Raw genomic sequence first — 14,343 nt, forward strand, 5'->3', positions numbered from 1 at the left:
AAGTATTAACGGGCCCATATTCCATAAGGGAGGGGAAAGCTGATGCTGGAGGAGAATAATACTGCGTCGGCCATGGCCACCCTGATTATTATTACAGGCATGTCGGGGGCGGGTAAATCCTTGGCCGTACGAAGCTTGGAGGATTTGGGATTTTTCTGTGTGGATAATTTACCGCCGGTGCTCATTCCCAAATTTGCGGAACTGATTGAACAATCGAAGGGGAAAATCGCCAAGGTGGCGCTGGTCATTGACCTGCGCGGCCGGGAGTTCTTTACGGCCTTATCCGAATCATTGAATTATATTAAGGACCATTTCACGATTCATTGCGAAATTCTGTTCCTGGAGGCGACCGATTCGGTCCTCGTGCAGCGTTACAAGGAGACCCGCCGGCGGCATCCGCTTGCGCCGGAGGGCATGCCGCTGGACGGCATCCGGCTGGAGCGCAAAATGCTGGAGGAGCTCAAGAGCTCGGCCACAGTGGTGCTCGACACGAGCAATATGAAGCCGGGACAATTGAAGGACAAAATTATCTCGAGATTTTCCCACTTGGAAAGCAATACCCTTTCGGTCAACGTAACCTCATTCGGATTTAAGTACGGTATTCCGATCGATGCCGATCTGATCTTTGACGTCCGCTTTCTTCCGAATCCCCACTATGTGGATAGCCTGCGTCCACACACCGGTCAGGACAGCGATGTGTATGACTATGTCATGAAGTGGCCTGAAACCCAGGCTTTTCTGACGAAGCTGCTGGATATGCTGCATTTCTTGATTCCCCAATACCGTAAGGAAGGCAAGAGCCAGGTAATCATCGGCATCGGCTGTACCGGCGGGAAGCACCGCTCGGTGGCGATCGCCGAGTACCTGGGCAAAATGCTGGGAGCCAGCGAGACCGAGACGGTCTCCGTCAGCCATCGGGATTCCGAACGTGATCGGCATTAAAGAGAGTGGAAGTGATGACAGTGGCAGAACAAAGAAGTGACCGTCCGCGGATCGTCGTGATGGGCGGGGGCACCGGACTGTCGGTCATGCTCCGGGGACTGAAGGAAATGCCGCTAGACATCACGGCTGTCGTTACCGTAGCAGATGATGGAGGGAGTTCGGGCATTCTTCGCAGCGAGCTGCAGATGCCCCCTCCCGGGGACATCCGGAACGTCCTGACGGCACTGGCCGACGTGGAGCCGCTGCTGTCGGAAATGCTGAGATACCGGTTCTCCAGCGGCTCGGGCCTGGCCGGGCACAGCCTGGGGAACCTGATTTTGGCGGCCATGACCGACATCAGCGGCGATTTTGTAACGGCTGTGCGCGAGCTCAGCCGCGTTTTTGCCGTGCGGGGGCGGGTGCTTCCGGCGGCGGGCGAAGCCGTAATCCTGAACGCAGAGATGGAGGACGGCTCCATTGTGACCGGCGAGTCGAAAATTCCGGAAGCCGGCGGGCGAATCAAGCGGGTGTTTCTGGAGCCGGCCCATGTCGAGCCGCTTCCGGAAGCGACCGAGGCCATCCGGGAGGCGGATGCCATCCTGATCGGCCCGGGAAGCCTATATACGAGCATTCTGCCGAATCTGCTCGTTCCGAAGCTGGCCGAAGCGGTCATGTCGTCGGACGCGATCAAGATTTTTGTGTGCAACGTCATGACACAGCCCGGGGAGACGGACGGCTACACCGTAAGCGACCATCTTCAGGCGGTATATGACCATGTCGGCAAGCATCTGTTCGATTATGTCATCGTGAACAGCGGTGAGATTCCGCCCCAGGTGCAGGACAAATATGCCGAGAAGGGCGCGAAGCCGGTGGAGCTCGATTACGACGAGGTCACCAGTCTTGGCTATAAAGTCATCGCCGATACGCTGGTCCTGTTCCGGACCTATCTGCGCCATGACGCCGACAAGCTGAGCCGGCATATTTACCAGCTGGTTCAAAATTGGATTAAACGAAAGAGGTGAGTCCCGTGTCGTTTGCGGCGCTGACTAAAAAAGAACTGACCATGATCGAAGCAGAGCCCTGCTGCGAAAAGGCTGAATTGTCGGCACTGATCCGGATGAACGGGGCCGTCCAGCTTTCCAATAAAAAGGTGATTCTGGATATATCGACAGAGAACGCAGCTATCGCCAGACGCATTTACACATTGATCAAAAAGCATTTCCAGGCGCATACCGAGCTTCTCGTGCGTAAAAAAATGCGTTTGAAGAAAAATAATGTGTACATCGTACGTATTCCTGCACAGGTTCAGGAAATACTGAAGGAGTTGAAGATTGTCTCCGAGGGCTTCCTGTTCACCTCGCATATCCATCCGGATCTGGTCCGCAAACCATGCTGCAAAGGGGCGTATTTACGCGGTGCCTTTATGGCAGGGGGCTCCGTGAACAATCCGGAAGGGTCGTCATACCATCTTGAAATCGCCTCGATGTATGAGGAGCACTGCCAGGCCCTTGTAGACCTCGCCAATGAATTTCATCTGAACGCCCGTTGTATAGAGCGCAAGAAGGGGTTCATACTGTATATTAAGGAAGGCGAGAAAATCATTGAATTTTTAAGCCTGATTGGGGCCCATCAGGCCTTGTTCAAATTCGAGGACGTACGGATCATGCGGGATATGCGGAATTCGGTCAACCGGATCGTGAACTGTGAAACCGCGAATTTGAACAAGACAATCGGGGCCGCCGTCCGGCAAATCGATAACATCAAGCTGCTCCAGAAGGAAGTAGGCCTTGATAATCTGCCGGACAAACTTCGGGAAGTGGCCGAAGTGAGATTGGCCCATCCCGATATGAACCTGAAGGAAGTCGGTGAACTGCTGAAGGGCACCGTCAGCAAATCCGGTGTGAACCACCGGCTGCGCAAGATTGACGAAATGGCCGAGAAGATTCGTGGCGGCTGAGCCTTTTTTCTTCTAGTTTCCTTCATGGTATAATGGTATAATGTTATAAAATGTGTTGTGTGTGAGCTATACAGATTGATCTAATAGGGGGTAAGTTTCCATGACAAAGCACCCGGTAGTTGTCCGTTTGAAAACGGGTCTCCATGCCAGACCGGCAGCATTGTTCGTCCAAGAAGCGAATAAGTACTCGTCTGAAATTTTCGTGGAAAAAGATGATAAAAAGGTGAATGCCAAGAGTATCATGGGAATTATGAGCCTTGCCATTAGCTCGGGTACGGAAGTAAACATCAGTGCTGAAGGTGCGGACGCAGAACAGGCTGTAACCGCTTTAGTCAACTTGGTGGGCAAAGAAGAGCTTGAAAACCAATAATAAACAATTATAGAATAGGCCCTGCGGCTGCGAATGATGCGGCGCTGAGGCCATTTTCTGCACAAAGCAGTCCGTTTCTCCTTGGGGAGGGCGGGCTGTTTTTTGCTGTCTGGCGGGATCTGGGACGATTTGGCTCTTATAAAAATAAATCTGCCATCCGATATCATAGCTATAGCCGTTCATGCAAGCGGCGGCAGCGGGGAAGCCCGGATGCATTTATTTTGATAAAGAGGGGTCAACGTATGGGGAAATGGAACAGTACCACAACCAACACAGATGATGCTGAAGGATCGGGGAAACGACGGAGGCTGACGATCGTAGAGCGGGACGTGATGGGCAGAAACCGGATTCTGCTGATCGCGATTCTGATCTCCACGCTGATGGCCGTGTCCACGGTCAAGCTGGGAAGCTTCGATAATCTGACGAGTCTCAACAACTTAAGCTTCTTGATTGATTTAGTGGTCCTGCTGGTGATGGTGTACAGCCAAGTCCGGCGTAAGCTGATTCATCAGGCGGCCGTTATTGCCATTACAGGGGTGGCGCTGACAGTCCTCATTCAGGCGTTGGATTCCACCAGCCCGAGCAGCTTGTTTTCCATATACTATTTGCTCGTGTTGGCGCTGATCACCTTGCGTATTATATTAACCTCGATCACGATGCTGTACGGCTTGGGGTTGATGCTCTACCTGTGCCTGCAAAAGGCTGATGAGGTTCAGCTCGGAACCGGTTCGAAGGACGGACCTTTAACGGTCATCATTATGTATGCGCTTGTATGCGTCATGGTGTTCCTGCTGCTGCGGGTGACCCGGTCCTTGATGAACAATATGAAAGCGGCAAGCGATCAGACCGAGCGGCTGCTGGCTGAGCAGAAGGAACAAAAGGAACACGTACTGGGCAGTGTGGCTGCGGTGACCGGCAGCATCGACGACTTGACGCAGGCCGTCGAGGATAATACCGCCTCGTTCCAGCAGATGAACGTCGCCTTTCAGGAGATATCGGGCGGGGCATCATCCCAGGTGGATTCCACCTATGCCATTAACGAGTCCATTAAGCGGATGAACGAGATGATCAAGCAGATGTCCAGCTCGACGGATACGCTGCTGAGCCAGACAGGTACGGCGAACCGGCTGTCGGAATCCGGCAAGGACAAAGTGGAGCAGCTGAACGAAGCGATTATCGAATTCAAGGAAGAAATCGGCGCCATGTCGCAGGATATCCAGAGCTTGACCGGAAAGGTTCATGAAACGACGCAGTTCAGCCAGACCATTCAGGAGATTGCGAACCAGACCAACCTGCTGTCGCTGAACGCCAGCATTGAGGCGGCACGGGCAGGCGAGCATGGCCAAGGTTTTGCCGTGGTCGCCAGGGAAATCCGCAAGCTGGCGGAGAATGCCTCGGACTCGGCGGAGAAAATATCGCTCCAGCTTCACAGCTTCTCCGAGCTGATGAGCGACACCCTGATGCGGATGGATCAGGTTGCGGAGCGGATGCAGAAGAGCAGCGAGATGACGCATGAGACGTACGAAGCATTTGAATCCATAAAAGAATCGGTGGCCGGACTGCTCCAGATTTCCGACGGGTACCGCGGATTGCTTCACGAAGTGGAGACGTTCTCGGGTTCCATTGATGAGTCCACTTCGCATCTCGCGTCGGTGAACGAGCAAACGTCGGCTACGCTGCAGGAGCTGTCGGCCACATTGCAGTCCCTCCTTGGCAACAATGAGCAGAGCCTGGCCGGCATTAAGGAAGCGCAGAGCCACTTGAAATCGATCGTCAGCTGACCGTTTCATAGGCAGAAGATTATTTTTCTAACATGTGCAACATTTGACAGTCCCCTACGTCTAGTAGACAAATACAGTTGGAAGGTGAGGGCGGCAGCGCAGGCGGTTTGACCTACAGGCTGCGTCCGTGCTTGCGCTTTCGGCTATATGGATACACTGGAAGTATATAAAGGGAGGCTGAAGGTAATGAAAACATGGCTGAAACCGGTAGGTTCCGTGCTGATCGCAGGAGCGCTCTTGGCTGGAGGCGCGGGCGTCACCGGACTGGGTGGCTCGACCACCGTCTATGCGGACCAGGATGTACAGCGCAATGTCATCAATGTTGTGGGCAAAGGTGAGATTTCGGTCAAGCCGGATATCGCATACTTGTCGATCGGTGTGGACTCGCAGGCGGCAACGGCACAAAGCGCGCAAAAGGCAACGGCAGACAAAATCCAAAAGATCACCGCGCTGCTGAAGACGACGTGGAAAATCGAAGACAAAGATATCAAGAGCACCACGTTCTATGTGCAGCCGAACTACACCTACAACGAGAAGGACGGACAAAAAGTGACGGGTTATACGGCCCACCATACGCTGCAGGTATCGTACCGCGACCTGTCCAAGGTTGGACAGCTGCTTGACGCCGCTTCCGGTGCGGGTGCCAACAACATTGAAAGCGTACAGTTCTCCGTTGAGAACCGCGACCAGTATGAGGCACAAGTGATTGAGAAAGCGATGGCTAACGCTGATCTGAAAGCGGGCGCCATTGCCAAGGCCGCCAAGCGCCAGCTGGGAGTGGTTCTGGTCGTGAGCCAGGGCGATGCGCAGAACCCGATCATTTATGCCGAATCTTCCATGACCAAAATGGATGCGGCAAGCAGCGCCGGCAACGCCACCTCGGTGGAGCCTGGCGAAGTGAAAGTATCGACGCAGCTGAGCGTGCAGTACGAAATGAAATAAGCACGGGCTGAATTGGTCCGAGCCAAGCCGCCGTTTCGGGGACAGACGTCCCTTGAAGCGGCGGCTTTTTGCGCAGAAGTGGGTCCCGATCCCCCCCTTTTCCAGCGGGAAAACACAGAAAGGTATTGTACCAAGGGTCAAAAAACGTTATAGTGAATATGCGAAAATTTGTACATGCAGCAACAGTTTAAACAACTTCCGTTGAATCGTAGCGGGGAGAAATAATTTACCGAAAAAGCCATACCCATGGATATGGCTTTTTTCTTAGTAATGGATAAGGGGTTGATGCATATGATTGAACTTGTCCAGATTGAGAAGCAATTTGAAGGACAAGTTGTCGTGCATCCGCTGTCACTGAACATTGAAGAAGGGGAATTCCTGACTCTGCTCGGGCCTAGCGGCTGCGGTAAGACGACCATACTACGCATGATTGCCGGATTCGAACAGCCGACTCACGGCGAGATTATTCTGGAAGGGCAGAACGTCACGAAGCTTCCGCCTAACCAGCGTGATTTGAACCTGGTGTTCCAGCACTACGCGCTGTTCCCGCATATGACCGTCGGAGACAATATCGCCTTCGGTTTGAAAATGAAAAAGCTGCCCCAGGCAGAGCAAAAAGCACGGGTTGCTGAAGCCGTCCAGATGACGCAGCTAACCGCGCTTACTTCGCGTTATCCGCATCAGCTGTCCGGCGGACAGCAGCAGCGGGTGGCCATCGCGAGGGCGATCGCGAACAAGCCCAAAGTGCTCCTGCTCGACGAGCCGCTGGGCGCGCTCGACCTGCAGCTGCGCAAGAGCCTGCAATCTGAGCTGAAGCATCTGCAGCGCTCGCTGGGCATTACCTTTGTGTATGTCACGCACGACCAGGAGGAAGCAATGATGCTGTCCGACCGGATCGTGATCATGAACAGCGGCAAAGTCGAGCAGATCGGCACGCCGAAGGACATCTATGCCGCGCCGAAGACGCTTTTCGCCGCGACCTTCGTCGGGGAGAACAACATTTTCAGTTCCGGTTCGGAGCTGTTTGCCGTACGGCCGGAGAAGCTGCGTCCAAAACGGGAAACCGAAGGGGTCCGCAAGACCGGAGTCATTCAGGATGTGCTGTATCTTGGCAACGTTCATAAGCTAACCGTCCAGCTCGATGGCGAACCGATGATGGTAACGATCGCTCTGGACTTCGAAGATGAGATCGTTTGGAAGGTTGGGCAGCGGATCGGGGTGGACTGGAATCAGCGGGATGAGGTGGTCATCGGGGCATGAGACGATCCAAGCTGCTGATTACGCCGGTTCTGCTGTGGCTGGCACTGTTTCTGCTCGTCCCGATGGTGATCGTCGTGGTCATGTCATTGATGAGCCGCGACACACTGGGCAATGTTGTCTTTCATTTCTCGCTGAACGGGTATAAAACCTTTTTCGACTCTCTGTATCTCGGCATCTATTGGGATACGTTAGTGCTGTCGGTGGTGACGACCGTCGTATGCTTGTTGGTCAGCTACCCGCTCGCTTATTTTATTGCCAATGCCTCTCCCAAGGTGCAGACCTGGGGACTGGTGCTGATCACGATTCCGTTCTGGATCAACTTCCTGATCCGGACGTACGCCTGGGTGCTGCTGCTGCGCACGCAGGGCGTGGTGAATACGCTGCTGATCCATTTTGGATGGATTCAGGAGCCGCTGCAAATGCTGTATACCAAAGGCGCGGTGCTGCTTGGCATGGTCTACAACTTCATTCCGTTCATGGTGCTGCCGATTTACGTCGCGCTGGAACAGATGGACAAGCGGCTGCTGGATGCGGCCAGCGACCTGGGGGCTACCCGCTGGAAAGCGTTCCGGCACATCACGCTGCCGCAGAGCAAGTCCGGGATCATGACCGGCTGCGTCTTGGTCTATGTCTCCACGACGGGGATGTTTGTCGTCACGGATATTCTTGGCGGTGCCAAGTCGACGATGATCAGCAACATCATCCAGCAGCAGTATCTGGGGGCGCGCAACTGGCCGTTCGGCTCGGCGCTGTCCGTGATTTTCGTCATCACGTCCCTCATTCTGATCCTGCTGTTTAACCGGGCGATGCAGTCCCGGGCGGACCGAGCGAAGGAGGGGAGAGCATGAAGAAAAAAAGTCATCCCCTGCTGGGGATTCACTCCGTGCTGATGATGATCTTTATTTATGTGCCGATCCTGCTGATTATTATTTATTCATTTAATAACACGAGGCTCAGCGGGGACTGGGAAGGATTTACGTTCGACTGGTACGCCTCGCTGATGACCGATGACCACGTGCTTGAAGCGCTCATGAACAGCTTGACCGTCGGGATCGTATCCACGATCGTAGCGACGCTGCTTGGAACCGTGGGCGCCTTGTCCCTGCGGGGGCTTGGCCGGCGATGGAAGGGCAGCATGAACGGACTCATGTACCTGCCCGTCATTATTCCCGACATCATCATGGGGCTGTCGCTGCTGGTGCTGTTCAACCAGATGCATGTTCCGCTGGGTAAAGCGACGGTTATCATCGCCCATATCACGTTCAGCATGTCGTACGTCTATGTCGTGGTGACGGCCCGCCTTGCGGGAATGGGCAAGCAGCTGGAGGAGGCGGCCGCCGACCTTGGCGCCACCCCTTGGCAGACGTTCCGCCATGTAACGTGGCCGCAAATTTTCCCGGGCGTCATCTCGGGGGCGCTGATCGCGTTTACGATGTCGCTGGACGACTTTATGGTCAGCTTCTTCGTAGCCGGGCCTAGCTCGACTACGCTGCCGATTTACATCTACGGCCAGGTGAAGCGGGGAATCTCGCCGGAAATTAACGCACTCTGTACGCTGCTGATCGTGGTGAGCGTCGTGCTGATTTTGCTGGCGCAGTTTTTCCTCAACCGCGGCAAGGGCCAGAAGAAGCATAAAATGCTGCCGATTTAACGCAGCTGCAAGATATGGAACTATTGATTGAGCTACAAGGATATGGACTACACGCTATAAGGAGAAAGAGAGGAGATATGTTACTGTGAAAAGAAAGGGTATCGCCGGTCTCGTACTGGCTGGGGCACTCGCCCTCGTGTCGGTTGCATCCCTGGGAGGATGCTCATCTTCCAAGGAGACGCTTCATATTTACAGCTGGGCTGACAATTTTGACGAGCAGGTGCTCAAGGACTTCGAGAGTAAATTCAACGTCAAGGTTACGTATGACAACTATGCGAACAACGAGGATTTGCTGGCCAAAATCAAGGCGGGCGGCGGCGGATACGATCTGATCCAGCCTTCGGACTACATGGTCCGGACGATGATCGAGAACAATTTGCTGGAACCGCTGGACAAGAACAACATTCCAAACTTCGAGAACATTCAGGAATCGCTGAAGAACCCTGATTTTGACCCGGGCAATAAGTACTCGATCGTATACACTTCCGGCGTAACGGGTATCGCGTATAACAAAAAATACGTGAAGGACACCATCGACAGCTGGGAGGATCTGTGGGACCCGAAATACAAGGGCAAGGTCCTTCTGCTGGACGACAACCGCGAAGTGATTGGCATGGCCTTGAAGAAGCAGGGGCACTCGAACAGCTCCCAGGATGAAGGCGAGATCAAGTCGGCCGTGGACGACCTGAAGAAGCTGCTGCCGAGCGTTCTTGCTTTCGACACGGATACCATCAAGCAGAAGATGATTCAGGAGGAAGGCTGGATCGGAACGGTATGGTCCGGCGACGCGGCTTTTATCGCGAAGGACAATCCGGATGTGGAATATGTCGTGCCAAAAGAGGGCGGGACGATCTTCTCGGACAACTATGCGATCCCGAAAGGGGCCGAGCATAAGGAGCTTGCCGAGAAGTTTATCAACTACATGCTCGATCCGCAGGTCAGCGCAAAGAACTATGAGTCGATCGGATACAGCGATCCGAACACCAAAGCGATGGAGTTCCACAGCGAGGAGTACCGGAACAACCATATGATCAACCTCTCCGAAGAAGAGCTGGGCCGGACGGAATGGCTCGGCGACGTAAAGGATACCCTGCAGCTCTATGACCGTTATTGGACGGAGCTGAAGAGCGGACGGTAGTAAGCAGAGGCCTTACAACGACCGAGAATATCGTTTAAGAACAATAGCCCTGTTTCGGGATCCATGCTTAAGCTGGCTTCCGGAACGGGGCATTATTTATATTTCGTGAGCTTTTTAAGTTCTGGCGCGATGCTGGTGTCCTACGATGGGGGACTTCATGATCGCAAGGCCTGTGGCTGATCGGATGAAGGAACACAAAGTTAACGTAAAGGTTAAGAGAGTTATACTTTTGGCTGGCGTAAACGACAATACTGTAACCCCGGTTGTAAACAAATCGGCTGAGGTCTTTTTTATAATAGGGAAGTGGTGAATTTGGGTAATAAATCATATGACTAGCACAAGCAGCAATGTTTGGAGAGGAGATTGGATAAGGATGAACAAGGGAATGAAATGGGGAGCCGCGGTGCTGGCCGCAGGCGTATTGATCGGAAATGCCGGCGTGTTTGGGGGATCGCAGGTGTCGGCTGCAGCCTCAAAGCCGGTCGTGAAGCCGGCCGTACAGCCGGGAGTGGCGTTAAAATATAACGGCAAGGTGCTATCGCTGCAGGGGAAACTGGTTGACGGGGTCACCATGATTCCGGTGTCCATTTTGCGCGATGCCGCCGGTCTGCCGCTGTCTTATAATCCGGGTATCAAGACGTACACTGTCGGATCCGGGGTAACGAAGCTGAACCTGGAGGTTTCCGACTACGGGGTCAGCGCTTATATCAACGGAAGCTATGTCGGGGACAATTCGAACAGCTACGATGGAAAATTGATCGACGGCAAGCTGTACGTTCCTTTCAAGCTGCTGAACGACTATATGGGCTTCCAGGGCGTGTATAACGCGTCTTCCAAGACGTTGAGCCTGTCCAAGCGTCAGATGAACCAGGTGGCAATCTCCACCGAACTCATCAAGGCGAGCGACGCCAATGCAACGATTCTGATCCGTTATCCTCAGTTAAGCGGGCTGGCTAATGCGGATGCCCAGGAGGCGATCAACAAAGTATTTAAAGACAAGGCGGAAGCGTTCGCCACAGAAGCCAAGGCCAAGGCGAAAAAGCGCGACGCGAAGGTGGAGCACCCGTATGAGTTCGACGGAACGTTCCTGGTTACTTATAACCGCCAAGGCGTCCTGAGCATCGTGACGGATTCTTATGAATACACAGGTGGAGCTCACGGGATGACGGCCCGCGAAGGGTTTACGTTCTCGCTGAAGGACGGCAAACAGCTGACGCTGGACAGCCTGCTCCACAATTCGGTCGACGCCAAGACCAAGCTGGACAAACTGCTGAAGCAAAAAGCGACCAAAGACGGCTTCACAGACGGCTTCAACGGGCTGAAAAAGGACGCGGACTTCTATGTGAAGGAAAGCGGATTGACGATCTTCTTCCAGCAGTATGAAATCGGGCCGTATGCCGCCGGCTTCCCAACGTATACGTTCAATTTCAGCGACCTGCTGCCGAAGGGGACGGATCCGTTCGAAGCGGCGAAATAATGGAGTCGATGCAGCTGAAATGATGTAAGCTGAGTCAGATGATATAGAAAGATTTATCCCAACGGGGAGCCGGTCAACGGTCCTCAAGGGATGATTTAATGTTGCCAAACCCCCGTTAAACCTATAACGGGGGTTTGGTTGTTTTTGCTGGACGGGCCACAGTCGGTCATATTTTTCGTTTGCGGGGCAAAAACAGGGCGACAAGCGCGCCGAGGAGAATGCCGAGCGCCGCCAGATAAATGGCTGTCCGATTACCCCCAGCCAATGCTTGGCGAAAAGCTTCACCCGTCAGTTGATGCGTACCCGAGTTCGCGATGGCGATCAAGATGGCAAGCCCGATGGCATTGCCGATGTTTAAGGTGGTCGAGGCCATCCCGGACGCGACGCCTTGATCCTCCGGGGCTACGCCGTCTGAAGCTGTGATCCACATGGCGGTCCAGGTGATGCCCTGGCCGATCCCAGAGATAACGAGGCCCGGAACGATCATCAGATAGCTGCTATCCGTGTATGCACCTAATGGAATCAGTATGGTCCCAACAATTCCGATGATCATGCCGATAAGCAGCGTGCTTCGCGCCTCCAAACGGGTCGCCAGCCGTTCGCCGAGCTGGGTGCCTGCAGCGATCGCCAAGGAAGGGATAATGAAGGCAAGCCCGGTTTGCAGAGCACTGTATCCATGCACATTTTGAAATAAGGTTGTCAGGAAGTAAGGTAAGGCACCAAACGTCCCCATGTAGATGAATGTAATGACCATGCTGGAAGCCAAGCTGCGGTTACGGAAAAGATGAATCGACATTAAAGGAGCGGTACTGCGTATTTCGATCAGGGCGAAGATCGACAAGAGGATCAGGGAAAGGGCAGCACATATGATCATTTCCGTGGAGGCCCAGCCCAATTCGGGTCCTTGGACAAGAACATATACCAAGAGAGTGGCGCCTGCGGTTACCGTGGCGGCGCCGGGAACATCGAAATAGCGCTTTTGCTTCCGCCGTTTATCGCGTGGAATAACGAACAGCGCGGCTAGTGCAACGATTCCTGCTAATGGAACATTCACCAAAAAGACCGCTTCCCAGCCGAACGCATTCGTCAATACGCCGCCCAGGATCGAGCCAATCGTCAGGCCGCTGGCTCCGGCCCCGCCCCATACGGCAAGAGCGCGGTTTCGGCGCGGACCTTCCTCAAACAATCGGTTGATCAGCGATAACGTGGCCGGAAACAGGAACGCCGCTCCGATACCCTGGATGGCACGGGCTATAATGATGACGAGCGGGTCCCAAGCCAAGCCTCCCAATAGCGACGAAAGGGCGTAAAGGACCAACGCAAAAATAAACATTCGCTTTTGTCCCAGCATATCGGCAGCACGCCCTCCAAGAAGCAGGAAGCCCCCGCAGAAAACCGTGTAAGCACTGACCACCCATTGCAGGGACTGTTCCGAGAAGCCAAGGCCATGTCCGATCTCAGGCAAAGCGACGAAAACGATATTGATGTCGAGCCCGTAAATCAGCTGTGCTAGAGCAAGCAGTGCCAAACTCCATCCCATGCCCCGCTGCTTGACGGAAGCCATTTCGGATGTAGAGCCGCTTAGCCGAGTTTGTTGATCGGTAGACATTCGTAGTTCACCCCTATAATTCAAATTATTTTGAAATGATTGGATCGGGAACATTATATTTCAAAATAATTTGAAATGTCAACAAGAGAATTGCGCTGCTGTGGATACGACAATCCAGAAAAAATCCCCTCTGAGCAAACGGCAGTGCGCTTCCTGCACTTGCCTGCTCAAAGGGGACTTTGTTATGGAGCGGAGCTCCTTCTGTTTACTTGCCTGAACTATACGTCAAACACGAAGTCGTCGTCGGACAGCGGCTCGATGTTGATCGCGCGGACGTAGCCGTTGCCTTTTTTCGAGAAGAAATCATGCTGCTTGGTGTGGGTGCTGATGCCATTGAAGACGATCGGGTTGATCGGCTCTTCCGGGAAATGCGGCTCGAAGCCGAGATTCATCAGCGCTTTGTTGGCGTTATAGCGGACATAGGTTTTGACTTCCTCCTGCAGTCCGATCGGGCTGTACAGATCATCCGTATATTTCACCTCGTTCTGATACAGCGTCTCAAGCAGCTCGTACAGCTCCCGGCGCAGCTCCTCCTGCTCTTCGAAAGAGAACTCCTGGAACAGCTCCTGGGCCAGCGTGCCGACGTACAGGCCGTGAATGCTCTCGTCGCGGATGATCAGGTCGATGATTTCGCCGCTGCTGGTCATTTTGCCCTGGCCGGCCAGGTAAAGCGGGTAGAAGAAGCCGCTGTAGAACAGATAGCTTTCCAGGAAGACGGAAGCGGCCATCGCCTTGTACAGATCGCGCTTGGTTTGAATGTTCGCGTACCAAGATTCGATGCTCTTCGCTTTGAACTGCAGCTGCTCGTTGTCCTCCACCCAGCGGAAAATGGCGTCGATCTCTTCCGTCGAGGCGAGCGTGGTGAAGATGCTGCTGTACGATTTGGCGTGGATTTGCTCCATCATCGACATGAAGCCGAGCACGGCTTTGCGCTGCAGGCCTTCCACATGCTCCAAAATTTTCGGCATGCCGACGCCGCCCTGCAGCGTATCCAGTAGCGTCAGTCCGCCCAGCACATGCTTGTAGGCGGTGCGCTCCTCGTCGGTCATTTTGATCCAGTCCATTTTATCGTCGGATAAGGGGATTTCGTCGTCGGTCCAAAACTGCATGATGTTCTGCTGCCAGAACATGAGCGTAAAATCGTCGTCGGGCCGGTTCCAGTTTACTGCTTTCATCAGACCATTGCTCCTTTTATAGAAGAAGGCGACAGGGGCTGTTCAAGCCCCCGCCGTCGCCT

The 14,343-nt window shown here is 53.9% G+C and carries 13 protein-coding genes; 11 read left to right on the top strand and 2 right to left on the bottom strand.

Annotation, left to right across the window (positions count from 1 at the left end):
* Positions 1-42 precede the first annotated feature (42 nt).
* The 11 genes from rapZ (at position 43) to ABID47_RS18160 (ending at position 11,497) form a co-directional block, all read left to right on the top strand.
* Positions 43-942: an RNase adapter RapZ gene (gene rapZ / locus ABID47_RS18110; RefSeq protein WP_076173174.1), complete on the top strand. Its 900-nt coding sequence runs from the start codon at positions 43-45 to the stop codon at positions 940-942.
* A 14-nt stretch (positions 943-956) separates the two neighbouring features.
* Positions 957-1,943, top strand: a complete 987-nt coding sequence (locus ABID47_RS18115) for a gluconeogenesis factor YvcK family protein (protein ID WP_354498843.1) — start codon at positions 957-959, stop codon at positions 1,941-1,943.
* 5 nt (positions 1,944-1,948) lie between these two features.
* Positions 1,949-2,878, top strand: coding sequence for a DNA-binding protein WhiA (gene whiA / locus ABID47_RS18120; RefSeq protein ID WP_116233099.1), 930 nt, complete (start codon positions 1,949-1,951; stop codon positions 2,876-2,878).
* 100 nt (positions 2,879-2,978) lie between these two features.
* Positions 2,979-3,248: an HPr family phosphocarrier protein gene (locus ABID47_RS18125; RefSeq protein WP_076173171.1), complete on the top strand. Its 270-nt coding sequence runs from the start codon at positions 2,979-2,981 to the stop codon at positions 3,246-3,248.
* Positions 3,249-3,490: 242 nt separating this feature from the next.
* Positions 3,491-5,029, top strand: coding sequence for a methyl-accepting chemotaxis protein (locus ABID47_RS18130; protein ID WP_354498847.1), 1,539 nt, complete (start codon positions 3,491-3,493; stop codon positions 5,027-5,029).
* A 186-nt stretch (positions 5,030-5,215) separates the two neighbouring features.
* Positions 5,216-5,971, top strand: coding sequence for an SIMPL domain-containing protein (locus ABID47_RS18135; protein ID WP_089549403.1), 756 nt, complete (start codon positions 5,216-5,218; stop codon positions 5,969-5,971).
* A 285-nt stretch (positions 5,972-6,256) separates the two neighbouring features.
* Positions 6,257-7,231 carry an ABC transporter ATP-binding protein gene (locus ABID47_RS18140; protein WP_279628491.1) on the top strand — a complete coding sequence of 325 codons (975 nt, stop codon included), beginning with the start codon at positions 6,257-6,259 and terminating at the stop codon, positions 7,229-7,231.
* The gene (locus tag ABID47_RS18145; RefSeq protein WP_212984826.1) at positions 7,228-8,079 is read left to right on the top strand and encodes an ABC transporter permease; all 852 of its coding nucleotides are present in this window, start codon (positions 7,228-7,230) and stop codon (positions 8,077-8,079) included. The genes ABID47_RS18140 and ABID47_RS18145 overlap by 4 nt, the downstream gene beginning before the upstream one ends.
* Positions 8,076-8,882 (top strand): ABC transporter permease, encoded by an 807-nt coding sequence (locus ABID47_RS18150; protein WP_089549400.1) that lies wholly within the window; start codon positions 8,076-8,078, stop codon positions 8,880-8,882. Before ABID47_RS18145 ends, ABID47_RS18150 begins: the two co-directional genes overlap by 4 nt.
* A gap of 100 nt (positions 8,883-8,982) precedes the next feature.
* Positions 8,983-10,020, top strand: coding sequence for an ABC transporter substrate-binding protein (locus ABID47_RS18155; protein ID WP_435530650.1), 1,038 nt, complete (start codon positions 8,983-8,985; stop codon positions 10,018-10,020).
* A 373-nt stretch (positions 10,021-10,393) separates the two neighbouring features.
* Positions 10,394-11,497, top strand: coding sequence for a PdaC/SigV domain-containing protein (locus ABID47_RS18160; RefSeq protein ID WP_354498853.1), 1,104 nt, complete (start codon positions 10,394-10,396; stop codon positions 11,495-11,497).
* A 166-nt stretch (positions 11,498-11,663) separates the two neighbouring features.
* On the opposite strand, the gene ABID47_RS18165 is transcribed toward ABID47_RS18160, so the two are convergent.
* Entirely contained in the window at positions 11,664-13,106 is a 1,443-nt protein-coding gene (locus tag ABID47_RS18165; RefSeq protein ID WP_354498855.1) for an MFS transporter, read from the bottom strand.
* A 218-nt stretch (positions 13,107-13,324) separates the two neighbouring features.
* Positions 13,325-14,281, bottom strand: coding sequence for a class 1b ribonucleoside-diphosphate reductase subunit beta (gene nrdF, locus ABID47_RS18170; protein WP_089549396.1), 957 nt, complete (start codon positions 14,279-14,281; stop codon positions 13,325-13,327).
* Between the last annotated feature and the right edge of the window lie 62 nt (positions 14,282-14,343).

The organism is Paenibacillus favisporus, from assembly GCF_040545415.1.
In the GTDB taxonomy this organism is placed as follows: Bacteria; Bacillota; Bacilli; order Paenibacillales; family Paenibacillaceae; genus Paenibacillus_AQ; species Paenibacillus_AQ favisporus.

Bases quoted from the DNA above. Each gene is read 5' to 3' on its own strand.
- rapZ (WP_076173174.1), top strand. From the start codon at position 43: ATGCTGGAGGAGAATAATACTGCGTCGGCCATGGCCACCCTGATTATT.
- ABID47_RS18115 (WP_354498843.1), top strand. From the start codon at position 957: ATGACAGTGGCAGAACAAAGAAGTGACCGTCCGCGGATCGTCGTGATG.
- ABID47_RS18125 (WP_076173171.1), top strand. From the start codon at position 2,979: ATGACAAAGCACCCGGTAGTTGTCCGTTTGAAAACGGGTCTCCATGCC.
- ABID47_RS18130 (WP_354498847.1), top strand. From the start codon at position 3,491: ATGGGGAAATGGAACAGTACCACAACCAACACAGATGATGCTGAAGGA.
- ABID47_RS18135 (WP_089549403.1), top strand. From the start codon at position 5,216: ATGAAAACATGGCTGAAACCGGTAGGTTCCGTGCTGATCGCAGGAGCG.
- ABID47_RS18140 (WP_279628491.1), top strand. From the start codon at position 6,257: ATGCATATGATTGAACTTGTCCAGATTGAGAAGCAATTTGAAGGACAA.
- ABID47_RS18145 (WP_212984826.1), top strand. From the start codon at position 7,228: ATGAGACGATCCAAGCTGCTGATTACGCCGGTTCTGCTGTGGCTGGCA.
- ABID47_RS18150 (WP_089549400.1), top strand. From the start codon at position 8,076: ATGAAGAAAAAAAGTCATCCCCTGCTGGGGATTCACTCCGTGCTGATG.
- ABID47_RS18160 (WP_354498853.1), top strand. From the start codon at position 10,394: ATGAACAAGGGAATGAAATGGGGAGCCGCGGTGCTGGCCGCAGGCGTA.
- ABID47_RS18165 (WP_354498855.1), bottom strand. From the start codon at position 13,106: ATGTCTACCGATCAACAAACTCGGCTAAGCGGCTCTACATCCGAAATG.
- nrdF (WP_089549396.1), bottom strand. From the start codon at position 14,281: ATGAAAGCAGTAAACTGGAACCGGCCCGACGACGATTTTACGCTCATG.